Origin of the sequence: Nonomuraea sp. PA05 (assembly GCF_008086045.1) — a bacterium.
Classification (GTDB): Bacteria; Actinomycetota; Actinomycetes; order Streptosporangiales; family Streptosporangiaceae; genus Nonomuraea; species Nonomuraea monospora.
Genome location: NZ_VSEY01000034.1, coordinates 19,717 through 44,082, shown reverse-complemented (window position 1 = coordinate 44,082; position 24,366 = coordinate 19,717). Strand labels below are relative to the sequence as shown.

At 70.8% G+C, this 24,366-nt stretch carries 18 protein-coding genes; 14 read left to right on the top strand and 4 right to left on the bottom strand.

Annotated features, from left to right (window positions below):
- Positions 1–56: 56 nt before the first annotated feature.
- From FXF51_RS41590 to FXF51_RS41575, 4 genes are read left to right on the top strand one after another with little or no spacing between them, the layout of a single operon-like run.
- A complete protein-coding gene (locus FXF51_RS41590; RefSeq protein ID WP_148440282.1) occupies positions 57–1,733 on the top strand; it encodes an extracellular solute-binding protein in 1,677 nt (558 codons plus the stop codon).
- Between the two features lie 2 nt (positions 1,734–1,735).
- A complete protein-coding gene (locus FXF51_RS41585; protein WP_148440281.1) occupies positions 1,736–2,707 on the top strand; it encodes an ABC transporter permease in 972 nt (323 codons plus the stop codon).
- The gene (locus tag FXF51_RS41580) at positions 2,707–3,585 is read left to right on the top strand and encodes a carbohydrate ABC transporter permease (protein ID WP_148440280.1); all 879 of its coding nucleotides are present in this window, start codon (positions 2,707–2,709) and stop codon (positions 3,583–3,585) included. The genes FXF51_RS41585 and FXF51_RS41580 overlap by 1 nt, the downstream gene beginning before the upstream one ends.
- A 26-nt stretch (positions 3,586–3,611) precedes the next feature.
- Positions 3,612–4,565: an aldo/keto reductase gene (locus FXF51_RS41575; protein WP_148440279.1), complete on the top strand. Its 954-nt coding sequence runs from the start codon at positions 3,612–3,614 to the stop codon at positions 4,563–4,565.
- Between the two features lie 2 nt (positions 4,566–4,567).
- Here FXF51_RS41575 and FXF51_RS41570 read toward each other — a convergent pair whose 3' ends face one another.
- Positions 4,568–5,218 carry a ThuA domain-containing protein gene (locus tag FXF51_RS41570; protein ID WP_148440278.1) on the bottom strand — a complete coding sequence of 217 codons (651 nt, stop codon included), beginning with the start codon at positions 5,216–5,218 and terminating at the stop codon, positions 4,568–4,570.
- A 38-nt stretch (positions 5,219–5,256) separates the two neighbouring features.
- Between FXF51_RS41570 and FXF51_RS41565 the strand changes: the two genes are divergently transcribed.
- The gene (locus FXF51_RS41565; RefSeq protein ID WP_148440277.1) at positions 5,257–6,453 is read left to right on the top strand and encodes a Bcr/CflA family efflux MFS transporter; all 1,197 of its coding nucleotides are present in this window, start codon (positions 5,257–5,259) and stop codon (positions 6,451–6,453) included.
- Positions 6,454–6,495: 42 nt separating this feature from the next.
- Here the strand turns inward: FXF51_RS41565 and FXF51_RS41560 are convergent, their stop codons facing one another.
- Genes FXF51_RS41560 through FXF51_RS41550 form a run of 3 tightly spaced genes read right to left on the bottom strand, consistent with a single transcriptional unit; the run spans position 6,496 to position 12,658 of the window.
- The gene (locus FXF51_RS41560) at positions 6,496–8,775 is read right to left on the bottom strand and encodes a glycosyl hydrolase (protein ID WP_148440276.1); all 2,280 of its coding nucleotides are present in this window, start codon (positions 8,773–8,775) and stop codon (positions 6,496–6,498) included.
- Positions 8,772–10,181, bottom strand: coding sequence for a glycosyl hydrolase (locus tag FXF51_RS41555; protein WP_148440275.1), 1,410 nt, complete (start codon positions 10,179–10,181; stop codon positions 8,772–8,774). The genes FXF51_RS41560 and FXF51_RS41555 overlap by 4 nt, the downstream gene beginning before the upstream one ends.
- Before the next feature lie 14 nt (positions 10,182–10,195).
- Entirely contained in the window at positions 10,196–12,658 is a 2,463-nt protein-coding gene (locus FXF51_RS41550) for a cellulase family glycosylhydrolase (RefSeq protein ID WP_148440274.1), read from the bottom strand.
- Positions 12,659–12,949: 291 nt separating this feature from the next.
- Between FXF51_RS41550 and FXF51_RS41545 the strand changes: the two genes are divergently transcribed.
- From FXF51_RS41545 to FXF51_RS41500, 9 genes are all read left to right on the top strand, one after another.
- On the top strand, positions 12,950–15,415 hold the full coding sequence (locus tag FXF51_RS41545) for a glycoside hydrolase family 2 protein (RefSeq protein WP_148440273.1): 2,466 nt from the start codon (positions 12,950–12,952) through the stop codon (positions 15,413–15,415).
- Positions 15,412–16,452, top strand: a complete 1,041-nt coding sequence (locus FXF51_RS41540; RefSeq protein WP_148440272.1) for a LacI family DNA-binding transcriptional regulator — start codon at positions 15,412–15,414, stop codon at positions 16,450–16,452. The genes FXF51_RS41545 and FXF51_RS41540 overlap by 4 nt, the downstream gene beginning before the upstream one ends.
- Before the next feature lie 213 nt (positions 16,453–16,665).
- The gene (locus FXF51_RS41535; RefSeq protein WP_148440271.1) at positions 16,666–17,973 is read left to right on the top strand and encodes an ABC transporter substrate-binding protein; all 1,308 of its coding nucleotides are present in this window, start codon (positions 16,666–16,668) and stop codon (positions 17,971–17,973) included.
- A 177-nt stretch (positions 17,974–18,150) separates the two neighbouring features.
- Complete coding sequence (locus FXF51_RS41530; protein ID WP_148440270.1) at positions 18,151–19,104, top strand: carbohydrate ABC transporter permease; 954 nt, start codon at positions 18,151–18,153, stop codon at positions 19,102–19,104.
- Complete coding sequence (locus FXF51_RS41525; RefSeq protein ID WP_222871695.1) at positions 19,101–19,940, top strand: carbohydrate ABC transporter permease; 840 nt, start codon at positions 19,101–19,103, stop codon at positions 19,938–19,940. The genes FXF51_RS41530 and FXF51_RS41525 overlap by 4 nt, the downstream gene beginning before the upstream one ends.
- On the top strand, positions 19,937–20,185 hold the full coding sequence (locus FXF51_RS41520) for a hypothetical protein (RefSeq protein ID WP_148440268.1): 249 nt from the start codon (positions 19,937–19,939) through the stop codon (positions 20,183–20,185). Before FXF51_RS41525 ends, FXF51_RS41520 begins: the two co-directional genes overlap by 4 nt.
- Positions 20,182–21,093 carry an ROK family protein gene (locus tag FXF51_RS41515; protein WP_148440267.1) on the top strand — a complete coding sequence of 304 codons (912 nt, stop codon included), beginning with the start codon at positions 20,182–20,184 and terminating at the stop codon, positions 21,091–21,093. The genes FXF51_RS41520 and FXF51_RS41515 overlap by 4 nt, the downstream gene beginning before the upstream one ends.
- A 145-nt stretch (positions 21,094–21,238) precedes the next feature.
- On the top strand, positions 21,239–22,261 hold the full coding sequence (locus tag FXF51_RS41510) for a rhamnogalacturonan acetylesterase (RefSeq protein ID WP_148440266.1): 1,023 nt from the start codon (positions 21,239–21,241) through the stop codon (positions 22,259–22,261).
- A 29-nt stretch (positions 22,262–22,290) separates the two neighbouring features.
- Complete coding sequence (locus FXF51_RS41500) at positions 22,291–24,282, top strand: hypothetical protein (RefSeq protein WP_222871694.1); 1,992 nt, start codon at positions 22,291–22,293, stop codon at positions 24,280–24,282.
- The last annotated feature ends 84 nt before the right edge of the window (positions 24,283–24,366 follow it).

Sequence of the window (24,366 nt, the reverse complement as noted above, 5' to 3'; positions counted from 1 at the left end):
TCCCCTGACCCCGCGAGCACCCCCTGAGCCCGCGCGCCCCCGAAGGAGAAGGCACCATGGATCTACCCTCGCGACCCCTGCTGTCCCGTCGCGGACTGCTGGCGCTCGGCGCGATGACCCTCACCGCCGCCGCGTGCGGCACGGAGGGCTCGCCCTCGTCCGCCCCCTCCGCCACGGCGGCCCTGCCGCTCCCGACGCACAAGCCGCAACCGGCCGCCAAGGGCGCGGGGCTGGTGGAGAGCGCGGTGCCGGACATGCCGCAGATCTACACCGGCTCTCCCGCCGAGTACTGGACCAGCGTCCCCAAGCCGCCCGGCCGGGGCGGCCCCGTCACCACCTTCCAGATGTTGTGGTTCGCCCCGCCGGCGGCGACCGGCGCCAACCCGGTGTGGAAGAAGCTGAACGCCGACCTGAACGTCCAGTACACCCCCACGCTCGTCAGCCCCGACAGCTACAACGACAAGCTGGCCACGGTCCTGGCGGGCGGCAAGATCCCCGACCTGCTCTTCGTCCAGGACCAGGTGGCGGTCGCCGCCCAGGCGATCGAGGCGGGCGCGTTCGCCGACCTCACCGAGGCGCTGGCCGGCGACAAAGTGCTCAAGTACCCCAACCTGGCGAACCTGCCTGCCTACGGCTGGAAGAACTCCAGCAAGAACGGCCGCATCTTCGGCATCCCGCACGTGGACCCGGCCATCGCCAACGGCCCGACCATCCGCACCGACCTGATGCGGGCGGCCGGTTACAGCGCCCAGCCGGGCTCGGCCGAGGAGCTGCTGGCGATGCTGAGCGACATCGCCAAGCTGAAGCGGCATCACGGCAAGGACGTCTGGGCGATCGGCGGGCTGGGCACGTACCAGATCCAGGAGACCGTCCGCTGGATGCACGGCCTGGGCGCCGACTGGCGCCTGGCCGACGGCGGCAAGCTGGTCAGCTTCCTGGAGACCGACGAGTTCGCCGAGGTCGCCGGCTACCTCGCGAAGCTGTGGCAGGCGGGAGCGTTCCATCCTGACGCGCTGGCGCTCGGCTCCGACAAGCAGCGCCCCAAGGTCAAGCAGCTGTGGGTGGAGGGGCACTTCGCCTTCGAGTTCGATGCCCACCCGTGGCTGGCCTCGCAGGGCATGACGCAGGTCGAGGAGCACACCGACGGTGCCGCCGTGGACTTCCTGATCCCGCCGCCGGCCGCGGGCCGCACCCTGAAGGCCAGGCACACGCCCGGCTACTGGGGCATCGTCGCCATCTCCGCCGAGGCCGCCAAGGATCCCGCGCGGCTGGAGGAGCTGCTGGGCGTCTGCGACTACTTCGCGGCGCCGTACGGGACCAAGGAGGAGCTGTTCCTGGGCCGGGGGATCGAGGGCTACAACTACCGGCTCGACGGGCACGAGGTCGTGGACCTGGAGGACGACCAGGCCACCACGAACTTGCAGGGCCTGCGCTGGCTGGGCCCGCGCGCGCCGCAGTACATCTCCCTGGACCGCAAGAACAGCCACCGCAAGGACGGCCTGGTCGAGCAGCTCGAGCTGCTCACCAAGACGGCCGAGACCGACCCCACGGTCGGTCTGGTCTCCAAGGTGCAGAGCCGCAGCGGCGCCAGGCTCGGCCAGCTCAACGAGGACTGGCGCAACAAGATCGTCAGCGGTCGCAGCCCGCTGACCGCCATCAAGGACTGGCGGGAGGAATGGAAGAAAGCCGGCGGGGAGGAACTCCGCCAGGACCTGCAGAAGCAGCTCGGCTGACCATGACGGCGACCGGCACTGAACGTGCGTCGCTGAAGCGGCACCCACCGTCCGCCCCGCCGGCCACCCGTGAGCGGACGTTGTGGGGGAAGGTCAGGCGCGAGTGGTCGATGTACCTGTTCATCCTCCCCGGCCTGGTCTTCTTCCTGGTGTTCGCCTACGTCCCGCTGCTCGGCAACGTGATCGCGTTCAAGGACTACTCGCCCTTCCGCGGCATCCTCGACTCACCCTGGGTCGGCCTGGACAACTTCACCCGCATGCTCGCCGACAGCGAGCTGCTGGGCGCCATCGCCAACACGGTCCAGATCGCGCTGCTGCAGATCATCTTCGCCTTCCCCGCGCCGATCGCGCTGGCCCTGCTGCTCAACAGCCTGCTCTCGCCGCGCGTCAAGCGGATCGTCCAGTCGATCGTCTACCTGCCCCACTTCATCTCCTGGGTCATCGTCATCTCGATCTGGCAGCAGATCCTCGGCGGCGCGGGCCCGGTCGCCCAGCTCTTCGCCGATCTGGGCGCCGGCGGCGTGAACGTCATGGCCGACCCGGACACGTTCAAGATTCTGGTGACGTCGCAGGTCATCTGGAAGGACATGGGCTGGGGCACGATCATCTTCTTCGCCGCCATCTCGGCCATCCCGCAGGAGCTGTACGAGGCGGCGGCGGTGGACGGCGCCGGGGCCGGACGCCGGGCCTGGCACGTCACCCTGCCGGGCATCGTCCCGGTCACCTCGCTCCTGCTGGTCCTCACCGTGGGCAACGTGCTGACCGTCGGGTTCGAGCAGCTTCTGCTGCAGCAGCCCATCGTCGGCGCGGAGGCCGCCCAGGTGATCGACACCTTCGTCTACTTCCGCGGCATCGCCGGCGGCGACTGGGGCCTGTCGGCCGCGGCCGGCCTGGTCAAGGGCGTGATCGGCACCGTGCTGGTGCTGCTGGCCAACCGCGTGGCCAAACGGCTCGGCACCGGAGGGATCTTCTGATGGAAACGCGCCCGCCCTGGCTGGAACGGCCCTCCCCGCTGGTGCGAGCGGGCAAGGCCGTGGTGATCACCGCGATCGTGCTCGTCATGCTCTACCCGTTCTGCTACATGATCGCGATGAGCTTCGCCTCGAAGGAGTCGGCCACCAGCGGCTTCTGGCCGACGGCGTTCTCCCTGGACGCCTACACCTCGATCCTGGGCGGCGGAGTCGTCACCCGCGCCCTGCTGGTCAGCCTGTTCGTCACCGCGGTCGGCACCACGCTGTCGCTGGCGCTGACCAGCACGCTCGCCTACGGCCTGACCAGGATCCGCGACGTGCCCGGCGCGCGCGCCGTGCTCGTCCTCGTGCTGGCCACGATGTTCTTCGGCGCGGGCATCATCCCGAACTTCCTGCTGGTCAAGTCGCTCGGCCTGATCGACTCGCTGTGGTCGCTGATCCTGCCGGTGCTGATCTCGGCCTTCAACCTCGTGGTGGTGCGCAACTTCTTCATGAACATCCCGGCCAGCCTGCACGAGGCGGCGCGGATGGACGGCGCGAGCAACCTGTGGATCTTCCTGCGGGTGGTGCTGCCGCTGTCCAAGCCGGTCCTGGCGGTGGTGGGGCTGTTCTATGCCGTGGGCTACTGGAACAGCTTCTTCCACGCGCTCATCTACATCAACGACACCGCCAAGTGGCCCATCCAGGTGGTGCTGAACCAGTACGTCATCCAGGGCTCGCAGATCGCCAACCTCCAGGGCGGCAACGACATGGCCGTGCCGCCCGCCCAGTCGGTGCAGATGGCGGTCGTGGTGCTGGCCACCCTGCCGATCCTGGTGGTCTACCCGTTCCTGCAGCGCCATTTCGCCAAGGGCATGCTGACCGGGGCGATCAAGGAATGACCTCGACACGAAGGGGACGACACCCGATGGACACGACGCGGCCGCTCGGCGCCACCGGGCTGACGGTGACGCCGGTGACGCTCGGCGCGGCGGGCTGGCAGCGGCGCCACGACGGCTCCGGGCCGGCCCCCGAGGAGTCCGAGGCGCTGGCGGAACGGTTCTTCACCTGCGGGTTCAGCAGGGTGCTCGACACCTCCAACAACTACGGCGCCGGTCAGAGCGAGCTGCGGATCGGCGCCGAGCTGCGGCGTCGCGACGGGGCGCCGCCCGGCTTCCTCATCCAGACCAAGGCGGACCGCGACCCGGTCACGGGCGACTTCTCCGGCGAGCGCATGCGCGCCTCACTGCGGGAGAGCCTGACGCGGCTCGGTCTGCCCAGGCTGCCTATGTGCTTCCTGCACGACCCGGAGAACGCCTCCTGGGAGACCATCACCGGCCCGGGCGGCGCGCTGCCCGCCCTGCTCGACGCGCGGGAGGAGGGGCTGATCGGGCATCTCGGCATCTCCGGCGGCCCCGCCGGGCTGCTGCGCCGCTATCTGGCGACCGGCCACTTCGAGGCCGTGATGACGCACAACCGCTGGACGCTCGTGGACCGCTCCGCCGACCGGCTGCTGGACGCCGCGGCCGAGGCCGGCGCCGGGCTCTACAACGCGGCGCCGTACGGGGGCGGCATGCTCACCCGCTGGCCGATCGAGCGCACCCGCTACGCCTACGGCGAGGGCGGGCCGGCGCTCCTGGCGGCGGCCGGCCGGATCGGCCGGCTGTGCCAGGAGGCCGGCGTGCCCCTGGCAGCGGCGGCGCTGCAGTGGTCGCTGCGCGATCCGCGCGTCACCTCCACGGTCGTCGGCATGCTCACCGCCGAGGACCACGACCGCACCCGCGAGCTCGCGTCCGTCGAGATCGAGGACGGGCTCTGGGCGGAGATCGCCGCCGTCCCGCTCGACGAGCGGACCTGGCAGGACCCGCCGCACGAGCGGTGAGGTCAGCGCGTCAGCCAGTCGACCGCCCCGATCAGGATGGCCCGGTGCTCGGGGGAGTCGTAGGAACGCTCGTCGTGCCCCAGCGCGTCGTAGACGACCCGCCCCGCGTGGTGCTCGCGCGCCCACAGCAACGGGTGTTCGACGCCGTCGTGCCGGTGGTAGGCCAGCGGCCTGATCGCGGCGGAGACACGCAGGTGGCTGTAGCGCTCGTCCCAGACCGAGAAGTCCCCGATCGTCTCGACGATCTCATGCGCGCCCGTGTTCACCAGGACGCGGGCGTGATCGTAGGGCGGATGCATCGACTGCCCCTTGACCCACCGCCCGCCCAGGATCTCCTCCCACTCGGGAACCGTCGGAAAGGACGTCGCCGAGACATGCAACGCCAGCAGCGACCCGCCGCCCGCCATGTACGCGGCAAACCCCGCCCGGGCGGCGGGCAGCTCCGCCGACTCCGACCCGTGCGGCTGGGGGTCGCCCACGTTGACGACCAGCAACTCGACGCCCGTCAGATCGGCCAGGCCGCCCTCGACGTCCTCGACGACCTCCGCCTTCCGGCCGGTCCCGGCGATGAGGCCGGCGACGCGCGCCGAGGTGACGGCGAACTCGTGGTACGGGTCGGCGTACCTGCCCGCGCCGGACAAGATGCGAATCATGAACGTCTCCTTATCGTCGTTGAAAAGAACAAACTCGCGTGACGCCCCGGTTCCCCATTGTCGTTCTCGGGTTCCTGCAGACGCTGAGCACCCTCACCATCGACGTCTACCTGCCGGCCTTCCCGCAGATCGCCGCCGAGTTCGACGCCTCACCGTCGGCCGTGCAGCTCACCTTCACCGGCGCCATGGCGGGCATGGTCACCGGCCAGCTCCTCGTCGGCGCGTGGAGCGACTCCGCGGGCCGCCGCCTGCCCCTCATCGTCGTCACCCTCCTGCACGTGGGCGCCTCCCTGGCGTGCGCCTTCGCCCCGTCGATCGAGGTGCTGACGCTGTCCAGGTGCGTGCAGGGCTTCGCGTCCGCGTCCATCGGCGTCGTGGCCCTCGCCGTGGTGCGCGACCTGTACGCGGGGGTGCGCATGGTCCGCATGCTCGCCTCCATGGCCCTCGTCTCCGGGATGGCCATCGCCGCCGGGCCGCTGCTCGGATCACAACTGCTGCTCCTTGTGGACTGGCGGGGCGTGTTCGTCTGCCTGGCCGGCTACGGCCTCGTCCTCGGCGTCGTCGCCGCCGTCCTCGTCGGGGAGACGCTGCCCCGCGAGGCGCGGCACCGCGGCCGCGTCATGGAGCGCCTGCGCGGGTTCGGCGCGCCGGCGACCGACCGTCCCTTCGTCGGCCTCATCCTCGTGACGGGCTTCGCGTGGGGCGGCATGTACGCCTACCTGTCGTCCTCGTCGTTCGTCTTCCAGTCGGTCTACGGCCTGACCACCACCCAGTACGGCCTCGTCTTCGCCTCACACGCGCTGCTCATGCTGCTCGGCACCCAGCTCGGCGGCAGGCTGGCGCATCGGCTGCCGCTGCCCGTCATCGTGGCCGTCGCCACCGCGGGGTTGCTGCTCAGCACCGTGGCGATGGTGGTGAATGCGTTGCGGGACGACCCGGGGCTGCTGCTCTTCCTCGTCCCGCTCTGGTTCTTCACCTTCTTCCTGGGGCTCAACACCCCGTGCGTGCAGACTCTCGCGCTGTCCCGGCACGGCGCCGCGGCCGGTTCCGCCGCCGGGATGCTGAACGCGACCCGGCAAGGGCTGGGCGCCGTCGCCAGCCCGGTGCCGGGACTGCTGGGGCTCGCGGGCCTGGCTCCGCTGGCCGTGGTCATGGCGGTGGCCCAGGCGTTCGGCGTTCTCATCCTGTGGACGGTCGTGCGGCCCCTGCGGCTGGGCCGATCCGAGGGCCGGTGATCGCGGCGGTCTCCCCACCCGGGGAGACCGCCGCGATCCCCGTCAGCCTTCCGGCAGGATCCGGACGGTCGCCGCGGCGGGAGCGCTCACGCGGTAACCCCTGCCGGGCAGCAGGGTGACCGTGACCGTCCGCTCGGCGGGCGACATTCCGCGCCGGTCGAGCACCCGGACCGTCTCGGTGGCCGTGGTCTGCCCGGCCGCGAACGTGACGCGCCCGTCGAGCGGCGCGTAGTCCCGCCCGGCCCGCGTGTCACGGTCGTCGTGCACGACGTAGCGCACGGTCAGCGCCTTGCCCGCGGAGTGCGCGGGCCGGACGAACGTGAGGACCGCGTCGGTGCCTGGCTCGCGGCCGTCCGACGTGGCCTCCACGGAGACGCGCGGCTGCGCGTCGATGGCGTTGCGCCGGGTGGCCAGGCGCGGCACGTCGGCGGCGCCGACGCTGTGGTGGTAGAACTCGGCCATCGCCTCCGGGGTGTTGTAGTTCCAGGTGCGCACGCCCCACGGCATGGCGAGCGTCCAGTTCGGCTGGGCCGCCTGCTCGGCCTGCGACGGGAAGACGAACGTCTCACCGATGATCATCGGCTTGCCGTCGCGCTTCGCGATCGACTTCGCCTGCTCGTAGTGGCGGGCGGCGTAGCCTTCTGGGTCGTAGAAGTCCACCGACAGCACGTCGTAGTAGTCCTTGCCGGGGCTGAAGGACGACCAGTCGTCGGCGTCGTACTCGGCCAGGCCGCCTTCGAGCCCCTCGTAGCGGTCGAACTTCGGGTCACCGTCGGCCCAGCCGTAGTCGTCCGGCAGGTCCTGGATGTTCCACACCCAGATGATGTTGGACAGCCCCTTCTCGACCTCCATGTAGTCGTGGAACATCCGGTACAGCCCCGCGCTGCCGGTCAGGCCGGGCCGGCCGCCCCACCAGAACACGTGCTGGTTCATCTCGTGGAAGGGCCGCAGCAGCACGGTCACGCCGGCGTCCTCAAGCTGCTGGAGGTAGCGGGCGTACTCGTCCATGCGCAGCTTCCAGTTGCGGTTGAGCGGCGTGCCGTCGGTCATCAGCTCCTTCCACTGGTCGTTGTAGAGGTAGCTGAAGATCCGGTTCGGGCTGGGCAGCGTCTCGTGCGCCTGGTCGCCGCCCCAGCCGCCCTCGCGCTCCTGCGCGACGGTGTACTGCGGGGGCGAGACGTGGAACATGATCTGCACCAGGTCGCCGCCGGCCCACTGCCGCCGCACCTCGCCGATCATGTTCTGCCGGTACGGGACGGTGCCGCCGGTCAGGAAGTCGGCGCTGTACAGGGCCGGGTACACGCCGAACTGGTTGGCCACCCGCTGGTGCAGCACGTCGGCGTTGAGCGGGTCGGCGTACGACTGGTCGTGGTGCATGGCCGAGAGCATGCCCCTGCCGGTCAGGCCCTTCAGGTAGGCGGCCACGTCCACGCGCGGCGGCAGGTCGCGCACCCGCACCCGCAGGCTCACGTTCTGGTCCACGGTGAAGGTGACGCCGTTCTGGTGCAGCTTGAGCTGCTGGAGCCGGACGACCGTGCTGCCGTTGCCGGCGAAGTCGCCCTTGGGGGCGAACCGGTCGCCGGAGGAGGGCAGCACGGCCGCGTTGTCCGAGGTGTAGCGGGCCTGCACGATCCGCGCGCCGGCGGGCAGCACGGCGGCGTCGTTCAGTACGGTGAGGAGGTTGCCGACCCGGTCGGCCGTCAGCGTGCCGCCGGGGAAGGAGACCTCCGGCACGTACGGCTTCTCGTCGAGGACGAGCTCGATCTCGTCCAGCGTGACGCGTCCCTCCTGGACGTCGCCGACCTGGTTGACGTAGAGGGCGAACGACGTGATCCCCGCCGTGTTGATCGTCCCCGTGCCCGTCTTGGGGGTGAACGAGCCGATCGGGATCGTCAGGTGCTGCGGCTGCGCCGAGGCCGGGTCGAAGCCGGGCACCGCGTTCAGGTGCGCCTCGTAGGAGGCCCCGTCGGAGAGCTGCAGCAGCACGTCCTGGCCGGGCGTGGCGTTGGCGACCCACAGCTCGACGGCCCGCAGGCCCGGCCAGTAGCCGTTCACCGGCCGGGAGCGGCCCGAGTAGCCGCCGGTCAGCGTGTAGGCGAACTCCATGGCATTGCCGAGCCCGGCGCCGAACGGCGAGGGCACGAGCGTGGCGGTGTTACTCCCGCCGTTGGGGTTGGGTGCGTACGCGGCCGACAGGCGGGCGCTGTCGGCGTAGGCCGAGAAGTCGTCCAGCTTCTCCCGGTAGGAGTCCGCGGCCTGCGCGGCCGGGGCGGCCGCGCAGAGCGCGATGAGGGTCAGCAGGACGGTGAGCACTCTGCTCATGCAGGCAAGGTCCACTTCTGGTTGGCGTTGGTGGTGCAGCTCCAGATCTGCAGCGCGGTGCCGTCGGCCGGGCTCTGCCCGGTCGCGTCCAGACACTTGCCGGTGGCGGCGCTGGTCAGGCGTTGGGTGGCGGAGTCGTAGGTCCACCGCTGGTTGGCGTTGCCGCTCGTGCAGTCCCAGATCTGCACCTTGGTCCCGTCGGCGTTGACGCCGCCGGTCACGTCGAGGCACTTGCCCAGGGCGCGGATGGTGCCGTCGGAGCCGACCGTCCACGCCTGCGCGCTGCCGCCCGCGTCACAGGTGTAGAGCTGCACCTTGGTGCCGTTGGCCGGGTTGGCGGCGGCGACGTCCACGCACTTGCCGCCGATTCCCCTGATCTTCCCGGTGCCCGTCGTGCCGCCGCCACCGCCCGTGATGGTGAACTCGCCGCGGTTGTGGACGCGCGGCCCGAAGTAGCTCGCCTGCACGCTCGCGTTGGTGTTGTACGACGGGTTGGTCAGCCACTCGGCCCACACCATGAACCAGGTCCAGCGCGGCTGGGCGTTGAGCAGCGCCGGGCTGGGGGCGCGGCCCACCTCGGCCAGGGAGATCGGCTTGCCGCCGGCGACGTTGAGCATCGCCTGGTAGTCGGAGGAGGAGGGCTCCAGCTTGACCCACACGTCGAGCGAGGCCACGTCGGCGTACGACGAGCCCGGCCAGTACTCGCCGATGGAGCCCATGTTGACGTCCTTGACGTTCCAGACCCACACGAGGTTCGTCAGGCCCTGGGAGGTGTAGTAGTCGTAAGTGATCTGGTACAGCTTGCGGCTGCCGTTCGCGCCGGGCCGGCCGCCCCACCAGGACCAGCCGTCGTTCATCTCGTGGATGGGCCGCCACAGCACGGGCACCCCGGCGTTCTGGAGCTGGCGCAGGTAGGGCAGGGCCTCGGCGAGCCGGCTCTTGTAGGCGTTGTTGAGGCTCGTGCCGTTGGTGACGAGCTGGCTCCACTGGCTGTCCGACAGGTGGCTGAGCACGCCACCCGAGTCCCAGCCGCAGGTGGAGCCGGTGGTGGGCGGGCACATGTGCCAGGTCAGCGCCACCACGGAGCCGCCCTGCCACTGGCGGATGGCCTCGTTGACCATCGTCTGGCGGCTGGAGACGTCGGAGGAGGCGAACAGGAAGTCGCCGCCCCACAGGCCGGGGGTCTGGCCGGTGATGCCCTGGGCGACGCGGGTGTACTTGGTGGGGTCGCTGTTGGGCTCGCGGTTGTGCTGGCCCGACAGGGTGTACTGGCCGGAGATCCCGTTCAGGAAGCTGATCAGGTTGGCCCGGGTGGCGGCGGGGAAGGCCGACGCGGGCGTGGCCAGGCTCGCGACGGTGGCCAGGGCCACCGCCAGGGTCAGTAACAGGCTGCGGGGGGTGCGCATGGGGGGTTCCCTTCCTACGGGGTGGGATAGGCGGTGACCTGGTCGACGGTGAGCGTGCCGGTGCCCGGCGCGCCGCCGACGTAGAACGAGAGCTGCTCGAAGCGGGTCAGGTCGAGCGGGCCCGCGCCGGCCCAGCTCGGGTGGTCGAACTCGGCGAACGGGATCCGGACCACGCCGTCCGGGGCGGCGTCGAGGGTGTGCTCGAAGTAGACGCCGCCGGTGACGAACTGGACGGTGATCTTCGCGGCGGCGCCGGTCTGGGCGAGCCGCAGTTCGAGGCCGTGCTGCCCCCATACGTCCAGGGCGGGGGAGAAGGTACGGGTGACGCCCGCGTATCCCGCGCCGCCGAGCGTGTAGTCCAGCCGCAGGTCCTGGCCGGGGGCCAGCGACGGGGTGATCTGGTCGCCGCCGGGGTTGCGCACGTAGGCGGCGGCGAGCTGGGCCGAGTCGGCATAGCCGGTGAAGTCGTCCACGACGGCTGGGGCGGTGGGCAGCGGGCGGGTGGCGAAGGAGGACACCGCGCCGTGGGTGCGGCCGGCCGCGTTGGCCGCGGTGACCCGCCAGTGGTAGGTGACGCCGGGTTCGAGCTGCTCGGCGGGCTTGTGCTCCGTACCGGTGATCGCGGTGGCCGTCAGCACGGGGTCGCTCAGGTCGGCGTGCTCGGAGACGACGAGCGTGTAGAAGCCCGCGCCCGTGGCCGGGCTCCAGGTGAACGCCGGGGTGCCCAGCACGTCACGGGCGTCCGGAGCCGGGGTGAGCGGCGCGGGGGCGGCCGGGGGCGCGGAGACGGGCGCCGGGTCGGCCGACCAGAGGGTGGCGCGGGTCAGTCCCTTGCCGCCGCTCCACAGCACGCGGACGTGACCGGCGCCGCCGGCGTCGGCCGTCACCTGGCCGTCCTCGCTCTCGTGCCGCACGGTACGCCAGGCGGAGCCGTCGCCGGAGACCTGCACCCGCACGCGGGGCCGGCCCGACACCTCGAAGCGCACCCGCTGCAACCCGGGGCGGCTCCACGACATCCACGCCTCGCCCTCGGCGACGGCCGCCACCGGGGTGATGGTGACGTTCTCGTGGCCGTCGGCCAGGTCCGTCGTCTGCAGCGGGTCGATCAGCGCGACCTGCGAGCGGGCGACCCGCACCGGCTCGGACGCCGTGCCGCGGCGGCCGTCGCGGTCGACCGGGACGACCCGGTAGGTGACCTCGCCCGTCGCTCCCGTGTCGAGCCACGGCGTCTCGTTGTCGGTGAGCAGCCCCTGGTGGGCGGCGCTCCACCGGCCGCGCTGCGAGCGCTCCACGACGTAGCCGGCGGCTCCGGCCGCGCCGCGCCAGCTCAGCTCGTTGAGGCCGCCGCGCTTGCCCACCTGGACGATGAGCGGCGGCCCGACGCGCGCGGGACGGCCCCTCGGCGGGGAGACCCGGCCGGCGAAGGCGACCTGCGCCTCGACGGAGGCCCGCATGCGCTCGTCGTCGCCGGGATAGTGCAGGGTGAAGCCGTCGTCGTGCTGGACGAAGCCGCCCCGGTCGTGGTGGCCGAACAACGACCACGACAACATGCCGGTGACGTTGCGGTCCTCGGCCAGCGGGGTGAGCAGTTCCTTGGTGGCGGCCGTCGAGGCGTACTCGCCGCCGAGGTAGACCTTGCCCGCGCCGGTGATGGTGGCCGCGTCGGCGCGCACCCGCTCGGCGGTCGGCGGGTAGTAGTGCACGTCCACGATGTCCACGCCGGGCGCGGCGAGCGTGTCGGCGTCGATCTCGAAGCGGCGGCCGGCCGCGATGAGCTGGCGCGGCGCCCACTTCCTGAACGCGGTCGCGTTGCGGTTGATCCAGTCGAGGGTCATGCCCTCCAGCTCGTTGCCGAACTCCCAGGCCATGATCGTGGGGTCGGCGTTGTAGGCCTTGCCGGTCAGCGGGTTGACCCGGCGCATCACGTGCTCGGCGTAGGCCTGGTAGTCGGCGATCACCCGCTCGTCGGTGTAGAACGCCTGCGACGGCAGGCCGTAGGGGTCGGTGAAGTCGCGGTGGCCGCCGTGATAGTAGGACCACTCGTCGGTCAGCGGCAGGATCAGCCGCAGACCGATCGAGCCGGCGTAGGCGATCGCGTAGTCCACCGTCGCGAACGCCTCCTCGTTGAAGCCCGCCTCCTTCGACGGCAGGATCGACAGGGGGTTGCCGGTGGAGGCCAGCATGTGCGAGCGCACCACGGTCATGCCCATGGCCTTGGCCGTGTCGAGGGCGTCCCGGATGCGGAAGAACGTCGGGTAGGCGACGCCGCCGACGTTCTCGTCCAGCCCGAGCCAGTAGATGTTGGTGCCGGCGAAGCGGAACGGCTTCCCGTCGAGGCTGAGGCGGGAGTCGGCGCGGGTCACGAACCGGGTGTTCAGCGAGTTCAGGTCCGTCGGGGTGGGGGCAGCGTGCGCGGGCGGGGCCAGGGAGAGTGCCAGAACGACCGCGGCGAGGCTCGCCCATCGGAGGGATCGCATGGGGCTGGGCCTTTCTCGGATTCGGCTGAACGATTGCTTTACCGAATAAGTGCCCTGAAGATAGAACCGGTGCGACAACGATGTCAACGATCGGAAACACGGAAGACACGGTCGCTTAACGCGTTCAGTGGCCTGCCTGCCGCCGGGACGTCGGCAGGACTCTTGAGCCTCTCCACGACCTGCTGGTTTAGCGAAGACCTAAAACGGTCTAGACATGTTCAGGTGGGAATCGCTACCTTGTCGGACGTCTGGGGGCGTTTGTCCCATTGTCATGATCAAGGAGCAGGCAGGTTGACGAAGCAGAGTAGGTCGCTGGACTCGGGATGGACGCTCCGGCTGGCGGGCGGCCCGGCCCCCGCCGAGGTCGCCGGTCTGCGCGACGAGGCCGTGCCCGCCCAGGTGCCCGGCTGCGTGCACGCGGACCTCCTGGCGGCCGGGCTGATCCCCGACCCCTACCGTGATCTCAACGAGACCGAGGTGGCGTGGGCGGGCCGGGCCGACTGGCGTTATGACACCGCGCTGGCCGCGGCCCCGCCCGGCTTCGAGCGTACGGACCTGGTCTTCGACGGGCTCGACACCGTCGCCACGGTGTCGCTGGACGGGCAGGAGCTGGGCGGGACCCGCAACATGCACCGCTCCTACCGCTTCGACGTGACCGGCCGCGTGCGCGACGGCTCGGCGCTGTCGGTGTTGTTCACCTCGGCCTACACCGAGGCCGAAGGGCTGCGCGAGCGTCTCGGCGCGCGGCCGAACGAGTACCCCGAGCCGTTCAACTACATCAGGAAGATGGCCGCCTCCTTCGGCTGGGACTGGGGGCCCACCCTGGTCACCGCCGGCATCTGGCGGCCCGCGCGGCTGGAGAGCTGGAGCACCGCCAGGCTCGCCGAGGTCAGGCCGCTGGTCACCGTCACGGGCACCGGCGGCAGGATCGAGGCGCACGTCGAGCTGGAACGCACCGCCTCCGGCGCGGACCGCGAGCTGACCCTCACCATCGAGGCCGCCGGGCACACCGCTGTCCAGGCCGTCTCCTCCGGCAGCGCGGTGATCGTGCTGGAGGTGCCGGAGCCCGAGCTGTGGTGGCCGCGCGGTTACGGCGACCAGGCCCTCTACGACTGCGTCGTCACCCTGTCCGACGCCGGCCGCGTCCTGGACCGGTGGGAGCGGCGCGTCGGGTTCCGCACGGTGGAGCTGGACAGCGCGCCCGACGAGCACGGCACCGCCTTCACCCTGCGCGTCAACGGGCAGCCGATCTTCGCCCGCGGCGTCAACTGGATCCCCGACGACGCCCTGCCCGCCCGCATCACCCCCGAGCGCTACCGTCGCCGGCTGGTCCAGGCCGCCGAGGCCGGCGTGGACCTGGTCCGCGTCTGGGGCGGCGGCATCTACGAGGACCGCGCCTTCTACGACGCCTGCGACGAGCTCGGCCTCATGGTCTGGCAGGACTTCCTGTTCGCCTGCGCCGCCTACCCCGAGGAGCAGCCGCTGCGCGGCGAGATCGAGGCCGAGGCCCGCGAGAACGTCACCCGGCTCAGCCCGCACGCCAGCCTCGTGCTCTGGAACGGCAACAACGAGAACCTGTGGGGCTTCCGTGACTGGGGCTGGGAGCGGAAGCTGGCCGGGGAGAGCTGGGGCGAGGGCTACTACCTCGGGCTGCTGCCGCGCGTGGTGGCCGAGCTGGACCCGACCCGGCCGTACCAGGCGGGCAGCCCCTGGTCGGGCTCGTGGGACCACCACCCCAACGACCCCGCGCACGGGCCCTCCCACTTCTGGGAGGCGTGGAACCGCCGCGACTACAGCGACTACCTCGACCACGTGCCGCGCTTCGCCGCCGAGTTCGGCTGGCAGGCGCCGCCCGCCCATGCCACCCTGCGCGAATGGCTCGGCGACGACCCGCTGACCTCCACCTCGCCCGGCATGCTGCACCACCAGAAGGCCGAGGACGGCAACGGCAAGCTCGACCGGGGCCTGGCCCACCACTTCAGCGTGCCCGCCGACTTCGACCAGTGGCACTACCTCACCCAGGTCAACCAGGCCCGCGCCATCGCGACCGGCGTCGCCCACTGGCGCTCCCACTGGCCGGTCTGCGGCGGGACCGTCGTCTGGCAGCTCAACGACTGCTGGCCGGTGACCTCGTGGGCGGCCATCGACGGGGCCGAGCGGCTCAAGCCGCTCTACCACGAGCTGCGCCGCCTGTACGCCGACCGGCTGCTGACCTTCCAGAGCAGGGACGGCAACCGCGTGCTCGCCGCCGACAACCAGTCGCCGGACCCCTGGCAGGGCACCGCCGTCGTGCGCAGGCTGCGCGCCGACGGGACGGGCCTGGCCGAGGAGCACGTGCCGTTCACGGTGCCGCCGCGCTCGGTCGCGCTGCTGCCGCTGACGGCCGAGGTGGCCGAGATCAAGGACGCCGCGGGCGAGCTGCTCGTGGCGGACGCCGGTGACCTGCGCGACGTCGTGCTCGGCGGGCCCGACAAGGAGTTCGTTTACCCGCCCGCCGAACTCGACCTGCGTCTGGACGCCTCCGGCGGTACGCTCATGGTTGTGATCACCGCCCGCGCGTTCGTCCGCGATCTGCTGCTGCAGGCCGACCGGCTCGGCCCCGCGGCGACCGCCGACCGCGGGCTGGTCACGCTGCTGCCCGGCGAGAGCGTCACGATCACGGTGAGCGGCCTGCCCGACGCCGCCCGTATCGACGAGGCCGCCGTGCGGCCGGCGCTGTTCTGCGTGAACGCGGCGGAAGGGGTTCCCCGGCCATGAGAGCTGCCGCCCGCCCGGGCGGGAAGGTGACGATCGCCGAGGTCGCCGCGCGCGCCGGAGTGTCCAAGGGCTCGGTGTCGCTGGCGATGAACGACAAGCCGGGGGTGTCCGCGGCCACGCGGGAGAAGGTGTTCAAGGCCGCCCGCGAGCTGGGCTGGCTGCCCAACCAGGCCGCCCGCTCCCTGTCGTCGGCCTCGACGCAGGTCAGCAACGTGGGGCTGGTCATCGCCAGGCCGGCCCGCATGCTGGGCCTGGAGCCGTTCTACATGGAGTTCGTCTCCGGCATCGAGAGCGTGCTGGTGGAGCGGTCGCACTCGCTGCTGCTGCGGCTGGTGCACGACGTCGGCGAGGAGATCGGCGTCCTGGACGGCTGGGGCCGCAGCAAGCAGATCAGCGGCTCCATCATGGTCGACTTCACCCTCGACGACCCCCGCGTCGCGCCGATCGCGGCGCTGGGCCTGCCGGTGATCGCCGTCGGGCATCCCGACCTGACCGGCGGGCTGCCGTCGGTCTGGACGGACGACGGCGCGGCGGTCACCGAGGCGGTGCGTTACCTGGCGGCGCTCGGGCACCGGCGGCTCGCGCGGGTGGGCGGCCCCGCCACGCTCGGGCACAGCATGATCAGGAGTGAGGCGTTCGCCAAGGCGGTCGCCGACCTCAACCTGGAGCCCGGCAGGATCCTGCCCACCGACTTCTCCGGCGAGCAGGGCGCCCGCGCCACGCGGGCGCTGCTCGCCTCCGCCCAGCGGCCCACGGCCATCCTGTACGACAACGACATCATGGCCGTGGCCGGCCTGTCGGTGGCCACGGAGATGGGCGTGTCCGTGCCCGCCGAGCTGTCCCTGCTGGCCTGGGACGACTCCCAGCTCTGCCGGCTCACCCATCCGCCGCTGTCGGCCATGAGCCACGACGTCTTCGCCTTCGGGGCGGAGGTCACGCGCCGGCTCATGGACCTCATCGACAGCGGTCACGCCGAGGTGGGCGCGGTGCCGACACCCGTGCTCGTCCCGCGCGGCACCACCGCCAGGGCTCGCTGACCCCGCCCGTCACTGGGCGCGGCCCTCGCACGCCTCCCGGTTACTAAACCGCTCTAGTGATTGTTTTCCCAGCTCAACCTATGTCTCGATCGACGCCTGCACTGAACGCCTTGTAACGGTTATGTATCTTCAGTGCTTCGTCCCTTTTACGCCTAAACGCGACATGCCACTGTTCACCGCAACCACGGTGCTTCCCTTAGGAGATGGTGTGAGATGCGCAGACTTGCGCTGACCGGTCTGGCCCTCGCGGTGACCGCGGCGCTGGCCGCCGCCTGCGGCGGCAGCGGAAAGAGCACGGCGCCCGCCACGGCGGCGAGCGACCCGTCGAAGGTCTCCGGCGAGATCACCGTACTGACCAACCGCACCGACCTGGTGAACGACGGCACGATGAAGAAGTACGCCGACGACTTCGCCAAGGTCTACCCCGGCGTCCAGGTCAAGTTCGAGGCGATCACCGACTACGAGGGCGAAGTCAAGATCCGCATGAACACCGAGAACTACGGTGACGTGCTGCTCATCCCGAACAACATCGCCAAGGGCGACTACCCCAAGTTCTTCGCCCCCCTCGGCTCGGCCGCCGACATGTCCCAGAAGTACAAGTTCGTTCAGTCCGGCACGGTGAACGACCAGGTCTACGGCATCGTCTCCTTCGCCTCGGCCAACGGCTTCGTCTACAACAAGGACCTGTGGGCCAAGGCCGGCGTCACCGACTGGCCCAAGACGCCGGAGGAGTTCCTCACCGGGCTCAAGGCCGTCAAGGACAAGACCGGCGCGACCCCGCTCTACACCAACTACAAGGACGGCTGGCCGCTCAGCAACTGGACCAACGGCAACGGCTCGGTCACCTGCGACGTCAAGGCCGAGTCCGCGATGACCACCGGCGACCCGTGGGCCCCCGGCAAGGACCTCAACGTCATCGACTCCCTGCTGTTCAACGCCGTCCAGCAGCAGCTCACGGAGAAGGACCCGACCACCACCAACTGGGAGGACTCCAAGAAGTTCATCGCCACCGGCAAGATCGGCGCGATGTGGCTCGGCTCCTGGGCGATCCCGCAGATGCAGGCCGCCGCCACCACGGCCGGCCAGAGCCCCGACTCCATCGCCTTCATGCCCTTCCCCTCCCAGGCCGGAGGCTCGTTCTGCTCGGTGCTCAACCCCGACTACCAGTACGCCGTCAACAGCCACTCCCCGAACAAGGCCGCGGCGCGGGCCTGGCTCGACTGGTTCGTCGACAAGTCCGGCTTCTCCGCCACCAACCAGGGTGTCTCGCCCGTCCAGTCCGACCCGCTGCCCTCGGCGCTGAAGCCGTACAGCGACGCCGGCGTCAAGCTCATCGAGCTGGAGACCGACCAGCGCATCCTGGTCGACAACATCGACAAGGAGTCCGAGGTCGGGATCAAGTCGCCCGACTACCGGCAGAAGCTCATCGACGTCGCCCGCGGAGCCGCCAAGGGCGACCTGAACAGCGTGCTCGCCGACCTGTCCGCCCGCTGGAAGGCCGGCCAGCAGGCCGCCGCCTGACCTCCCCGCCCGGTGGAGGCCGCCGCCTGACATCGCCCGGTGGAGGGCCGGCAGGCCACCGCCGCATGACGTCCCCGCCCCGGTGGGAGGCCGGCAGGCCACCGCCTGACACCCCCGCTCGCGGCGCCGGCCCGAACCGGCGCGCCGGCGCCGCGAGCTGACCGAAGAAAGGCAGAGATGACACCGATCTCGTCATCCCTGAAGCGCGGCCCGGCGGGAGGCCCGCGACCGCAGGACGCGGCGCGGCACTCCCGGCAGCGGCCGCGCCGCCGCTGGAGGCAGGGCCTGACCCCCTGGCTGTTCCTGCTCGTGCCGCTGGCCCTGCTCATCACCTTCTCGTACGTGCCGATCATCAACATGATCGTCTACAGCTTCACCGACTGGGACGGCGTCAGCCCCGACTACACCTTCACCGGTCTCGAGAACTACTTCGAGATTTTCACCCGCCCCGAGCTGTTCAGGGTCTTCGTCGCCAGCGCCTACTACCTGGGCGCCGCCGTCCTGCAGATCGTGCTCGCGCTCTACTTCGCCACCGTCCTCAGCTTCAACACCCGCTTCCGCAACCTGTTCAAGGGCATCCTGTTCTTCCCGTACCTGATCAACGGGGTGGCCATCGGCTTCGTCTTCCTCTACTTCTTCCAGGAAGGCGGCACCTTCGACACGGTGCTGAGGCTCTTCGGCGTCGGCGGCGAGCACCTGTGGCTCGGCGACCCCGACCTGGTCAACTACTCGCTGGCCGGCGTCTCGGTGTGGCGCTACATGGGGCTGAACTTCGTGCTCTTCCTCGGCGCCATCCAGTCGATCGCGCCCGAGCTGTACGAGGCCGCCGAGCTCGACGGGGCCAACCGGTGGCAGCAGTTCCGCTTCATCATCGTGCCCAGCCTGCGCCCCCTCATCGGGCTGACCGCGATCCTGGCCATCTCCGGGTGCCTGTCGGTCTTCGAGATCCCGTACATCATGACCGGCGGCGCCGGCGCGAGCGAGACCTTCGTCATCCAGACCATCAAGCTCGCCTTCCGCTTCAACAAGACCGGCCTGGCCTCGGCCGCCGCCGTCGTGCTCCTCGTCATCATCCTGCTGGTGGCGTGGGTGCAGCGGCGGATCGTTCCGGAAGAAAGGGCGACCTCGTGAGCACCGCCGTCCGCGCCAGGGTGGCGAGCACCCTGAAGTACCTGTCGCTGATCCTGGCCAGCCTGGTCGTCCTGCTGCCGCTCGGGGTGGTGCTGCTCACCTCGCTGAAGACGTCCGACGAACTCGCGGCCGGCAGCGGCCCGCTGACCCCGCCAGGCGACTGGTTCAACCTGGCCAACTACTTCACGGCCTTCGAGAAGGGACGGATGGCCGAGGCGGCGCTCAACACCTTCGTCATCCTGGTGGTGTCGATCACCGGCACGGTCTTCATCGGCTCGGCCGCCGCCTACGCGATCGACCGGTTCACCTTCCGGCTGAAGAAGCTCGTCGTCGCCCTGTTCCTGTTCGCCACGCTCGTCCCCAGCATCACCACCCAGGTCACCACCTTCCAGGTGGTCGACCAGCTCGGCCTGTTCAACACCCGGCTGGCCCCGATCATGCTGTACCTCGGCACCGACATCGTCGCGATCTACATCTTCCTGCAGTTCATCCGGAGCATCCCGATCTCCGTGGACGAGGCCGCCCGCCTGGACGGCGCCTCCTCGTTCGCGATCTACCGGAAGATCATCCTCCCGCTGCTCAAGCCGGCCATCGCGACCGTCGTCATCGTCAAGGGCATCGCCGTCTACAACGACTTCTACATCCCCTTCCTCTACATGCCTGACCAGGGGCTCGGCACGATCTCGACGTCCCTGTTCCGCTTCAAGGGGCCGTTCGGGGCGCACTGGGAGAACATCTCGGCGGGCGCGATCCTGGTGATCGTGCCGACGCTGGCCGTGTTCCTGCTGCTCCAGCGCTTCATCTACAACGGGCTGACCCAGGGCGCGGCCAAGTGAGCGAGGCCCTGCCCCTGGTCACCGCCGTCCAGCCGTACGCGTGGGGCTCCCCGTCCGCCGGGCCGCCACCCGGTGACCCGGCGCGCACCTGCAAGGACCCGTTCCACAAGCCCGAGATGGTGTGCGCGCCCACCGGCTTCCACGGCCTGTGCGGGTTCCGCGCCCCCGGCGACGTCCCGCGGCTCGTGCTGGGCAGCGTGTACCGAGCGGTTCCATGCCTCTCCACGGAAGGGCGGCAGGCATGACGGTCCTCGCGCTCGACATCGGCGGCACGAAGTTCGCCGCCGCCCACATCACCGCCGGCGGCACGCTGCTGCGGCGCGAGGAGCGGCCCATCGGCCCCGCCCCGGCCACCACGCTGAGCGACCTGGTCGCCGACTTCCGCACCCCCGGGCTGCGCGCCGTCGGGATCGGATCGGCCGGCCCGCTCGACGTCCGCGCCGGAACCGTCTCCCCGATCAACATCCCGGCCTGGCGGGGCTTCCCGCTGACGGACACCGTCCGCCGGCTCGTGCCGGGCGCGGACGTGGCACTGGCCGGTGACGGGCAGTGCATGGCGCTGGGGGAGTGGTGGCGCGGCGGCCACGGCGCCGACTCGCTCCTGGGCATCGTCGTCTCGACCGGCGTGGGCGGCGGCCTCATCCTGGACGGCCGCCTCGTCCTCGGCGGGACGGGCAACGCCGGCCACGTGGGCCACGTGATCGTGGACCGCGACGGCGAGCCGTGCTCCTGCGGGACGAACGGCTGCCTGGAGACCATCGCCAGCGGCCCCGGCATGGTGCGCTGGGCCCTGTCCACCGGCTGGACACCAGCCCTTGACGCGGGCAGGCGGACGGACGCCGTCACGGCCAAGGACCTGGCCGACGACGCCCGAGCCGGAGCCCGGGTGCCGCTGGCGGCGTTCGAGCGGGCGGCCGACGCGCTCGCCACCGTCATACTCAACACCGCCGCCGTCGTCGACCTCCACCACGTCGTCATCGGCGGCGGCGTCGCGGCGGCGGGCCCGCTGCTCATCGACCCGCTGCGCGAACGGCTCGCCAAGCGTGCGGGCATGGACTTCGTCCGCCATGTCAAGGTCGCGCCGACCAGCCTGGAACGGGACGCCGGCCTGTACGGCGCCGCCGCCCTGGCGCTTCAGACGTCAGGAGGATGAACCCGGCGGCGGTGATCAGCACCTGAGTTGAAGCGTTTACACGGACATCATCGGATCATATGCGGTAGTTCGAGTCAAGGTTGCGCCCTGACGTAGAAACCGTTTAAATCCAGGTGTCCGATGGCGCTCACCCAGGAGACAGCCCGTGAGAACCCCCATCCTGCTCGCCACCGCCGCCCTGCTGACCCCTTTAGCGATCACCTCACCCGCCCTCGCCGCCACCCCCCAATGCACCGGCGACTCGCCCATCGTCTGCACCTTCGACGTCCCCACCGGCGACTACGACGTCACGGTGGTGCTGGGCGACAAGGAGTCCGCCGCGCAGACCTCCGTGCACGCCGAGACCAGACGCTCGATGGTGCCGCTCACCGTCACAGCAGCGGGCAGCTTCACCCGCCGCACCTTCACCGTCAACGTCCGCGAGCCGGAAGGCGAGCCCACCGGCCCCGCCGGAACCCCCGGCCTGACCCTGACCTTCGACGGCCCCAGCCCGCACGTGGCCAAGATCAAGGTCACGCCCGCCCGGCGGACCCGCCACGTCTTCCTGGCCGGCGACTCCACCGCCTGTGACCAGGGCGGTTACCCCTATTTCGGCTGGGGCCAGGCGCTGCCGTCCTTTCTGGGCCGCGGCCTGTCCGTCGTCAACCACGCCGACAGCGGCGAGAGCAGCGTCTCCTTCCTGAACGGCGCGGCCTTCTTCCCCGCGATGCAGCCGCGGATCCGGCGCGGCGACCTGGTGCTGATCCAGTTCGGCCACAACGACAAGAGCACGACGGCCGAGGACTTCCGCGCCAACCTGTCGGCCATGGTGGCCGGGGTGCGCGAGCAGGGTGGCGAGCCCGTGCTGGTCACCTCCATCGTGCGCCGCCGCTTCGCGGGCACCCAGCTCAACGACCTCGGCCTGATCATTCACGGCGGCGTGAACCTGCCCGCCGAGACCAGAGCGGTCGCCGCCGCCGAGAACGTCCCGCTGCTCGACCTCACCGCCCGCACCGAGCAGCTCGTCGAAGCCCTCGGCCCCGAGGGCTCCAAGCCGATCTACCTCACCGACGTCAACGGCGACAACACCCACCTGTCGGAGTACGGCGCCCACCAGTACGCCGCGCTCGCCGTCGAGGAGCTGCGCGCCGCCCACCTCGTCGGCGACCGGCAGCTCCAGCACCCCTGACCCGCGCGCATCCCCTCAGGAGAAGACGTATGACGGCACGATTTCGAGACGGCGGGCAGCGCCGTCTCAGGGCTCTGGCGCTCTGCGCGCTGACCGGCCTGCTCCTCGGCGCGACGGCGGCGCCGGCGGCGTCCGCCCCGCTACCCGCCACCGACGGCAGGGTGAGTGACGGCAGGGTGAGTGACGGCAGGGTGAGTGACGGCAGGGCGAGTGACGGCAGGGCGGATGACGGCAGGCCGGGCGCGCGGCTCATGGAGCGGCTCGACCGCGGTGTGGTGGCCGTGCGCTCGGGCGAGAAGGAGGTGCTGGTGAGCTGGCGGCTGCTCGGGCTCGACCCCGAAGGCGTCGGCTTCGACGTCGAACGCTCCACCGGCGGCGGCCCATACCGCAAGCTCAACAGGAGGCCGCTCACCGGCGGCACCAACTACGTCGACGCCACCGCCGACCTGAGCAAGCCCACCCGCTACCGGGTACGACCGGTCGGCCAGCCGCCGAGCAGGCCCTTCACCCTCACCGCCGGGCACGCGGCCGAGCCGGTGGTGCGGGTGCCGCTGCGCGCGGGCGGCCGGATCAAATTCGTCTGGGTCGGCGACCTCGACGGCGACGGCGCCTACGACTACGTCCTGGACCGCCAGACCGCCCCGCAGAAGCTGGAGGCGTACCGCAGCGACGGCACCTTCCTGTGGGAGGTGGACCTCGGCCCGAACAGCACGAACCAGAACAACATCGAGGGCGGCTCGGCCACCGTCGACGTCGGCCACAACGACGGCGTCACGGTCTACGACCTCGACGGTGACGGCCGGGCCGAGGTCGCCGTGCGGGTCGCGAACGGGGTCACGTTCGGCGACGGCAGCAAGCACACCGAGGCCGACGACGTCCGCCAGTCCATCGCCATCCTCGACGGCAGGACCGGCGCGCCCAAAGCGGTCGCCCCGGTGCCGGACGACTACCTCGCCGACGGCCCGATGTACGCCCGTTTCGGCGTCGGCTACCTGGACGGCAGGACGCCGAGCCTGGTCGCGTACATGAAGAACCGCATCGGCAGCGGCGGCTTCAACCTCATGTACACAGCCTGGAAGTACGACGGCCGCGCCCTGTCCAACCAGTGGAAGTTCCTGCGCGGCGACCAGGACCTGCCCGACGGGCACAACACCCGCATCGTGGACGTGGACGGCGACGGCAAGGACGAGGTCGGCGAGATCGGGTTCCTGCTCAACGGCGACGGCACCCTGCGCTACAGCCTCGCGCCGCAGGGCATCATCCACGGCGACCGCTGGTTCATCGCCGACATCGACCCGGACCGTCCCGGTCTGGAGGGGTACGGCATCCAGCAGGACCACCCCGGCGGGCTGCTCGACTACTACTACGACGCCGCTACCGGCGCGATGATCTGGCAGCACACCACCGACCAGCCTGGAGCGGACGCCGGCCGCGGGATGGTCGCCGACATCGACCCCCGCTTCCCCGGCATGGAGATCTGGTCGATCAACGGCGAGGTCAACTACGAGCAGGGCAAGCCGACGGGCCTCTACAACGCCGCCGCCAACCGGCTCGCCGAACCCGACACCACCAAGCAGCCGTGGCCGCACATGGGCGTGTGGTGGGACGGCGACCCGCTGCGCGAGCTGTTCAACGCCGACCCGTTCCCGGAACGGCGTGACGCCCGCATCGAGAAGTGGGACCCCGCCGATCCCGCCACGCCGCCGACGCTGCCCCGGGCGGTGACCACCTCGCAGTACGGCGCGGTCACCGCGCTGGGCAACTCGGTGTACCCGCTGATGGTCGGCGACGTCTTCGGCGACTGGCGCGAGGAGGTGGTGCTGACCAGCCCCGCCCATGACGAGCTCGTCATCTTCACCACCGACCGGCCGACCGGCCTGCGGCTCTACACGCTGGCCCACAATCCGGCCTACCGCAACGGCATGACCCTCAAGGGGTACCTGCAGTCCAGCAACGTCGACTATTTCCTCGGCCACGGCATGACCGCCCCGGCCCGGCCGGACATCCGCTACGCCGGATGACGCCGTGCTGAGCGAGCCCGCCCGCGCCGAGCGCCGGGCGGGCTTGTCCTCACCGCGTACCACGCTGTAACGTGCAGTTTCGTT

Excerpts from the sequence above, each read along its gene's own strand:
- FXF51_RS41560 (WP_148440276.1), bottom strand. The coding sequence starts at position 8,775 with ATGAGCAGAGTGCTCACCGTCCTGCTGACCCTCATCGCGCTCTGCGCG.
- FXF51_RS41570 (WP_148440278.1), bottom strand. The coding sequence starts at position 5,218 with ATGATTCGCATCTTGTCCGGCGCGGGCAGGTACGCCGACCCGTACCAC.
- FXF51_RS41535 (WP_148440271.1), top strand. The coding sequence starts at position 16,666 with ATGCGCAGACTTGCGCTGACCGGTCTGGCCCTCGCGGTGACCGCGGCG.
- FXF51_RS41555 (WP_148440275.1), bottom strand. The coding sequence starts at position 10,181 with ATGCGCACCCCCCGCAGCCTGTTACTGACCCTGGCGGTGGCCCTGGCC.
- FXF51_RS41575 (WP_148440279.1), top strand. The coding sequence starts at position 3,612 with ATGGACACGACGCGGCCGCTCGGCGCCACCGGGCTGACGGTGACGCCG.
- FXF51_RS41540 (WP_148440272.1), top strand. The coding sequence starts at position 15,412 with ATGAGAGCTGCCGCCCGCCCGGGCGGGAAGGTGACGATCGCCGAGGTC.
- FXF51_RS41585 (WP_148440281.1), top strand. The coding sequence starts at position 1,736 with ATGACGGCGACCGGCACTGAACGTGCGTCGCTGAAGCGGCACCCACCG.
- FXF51_RS41500 (WP_222871694.1), top strand. The coding sequence starts at position 22,291 with ATGACGGCACGATTTCGAGACGGCGGGCAGCGCCGTCTCAGGGCTCTG.
- FXF51_RS41580 (WP_148440280.1), top strand. The coding sequence starts at position 2,707 with ATGGAAACGCGCCCGCCCTGGCTGGAACGGCCCTCCCCGCTGGTGCGA.
- FXF51_RS41530 (WP_148440270.1), top strand. The coding sequence starts at position 18,151 with ATGACACCGATCTCGTCATCCCTGAAGCGCGGCCCGGCGGGAGGCCCG.
- FXF51_RS41550 (WP_148440274.1), bottom strand. The coding sequence starts at position 12,658 with ATGCGATCCCTCCGATGGGCGAGCCTCGCCGCGGTCGTTCTGGCACTC.
- FXF51_RS41590 (WP_148440282.1), top strand. The coding sequence starts at position 57 with ATGGATCTACCCTCGCGACCCCTGCTGTCCCGTCGCGGACTGCTGGCG.
- FXF51_RS41515 (WP_148440267.1), top strand. The coding sequence starts at position 20,182 with ATGACGGTCCTCGCGCTCGACATCGGCGGCACGAAGTTCGCCGCCGCC.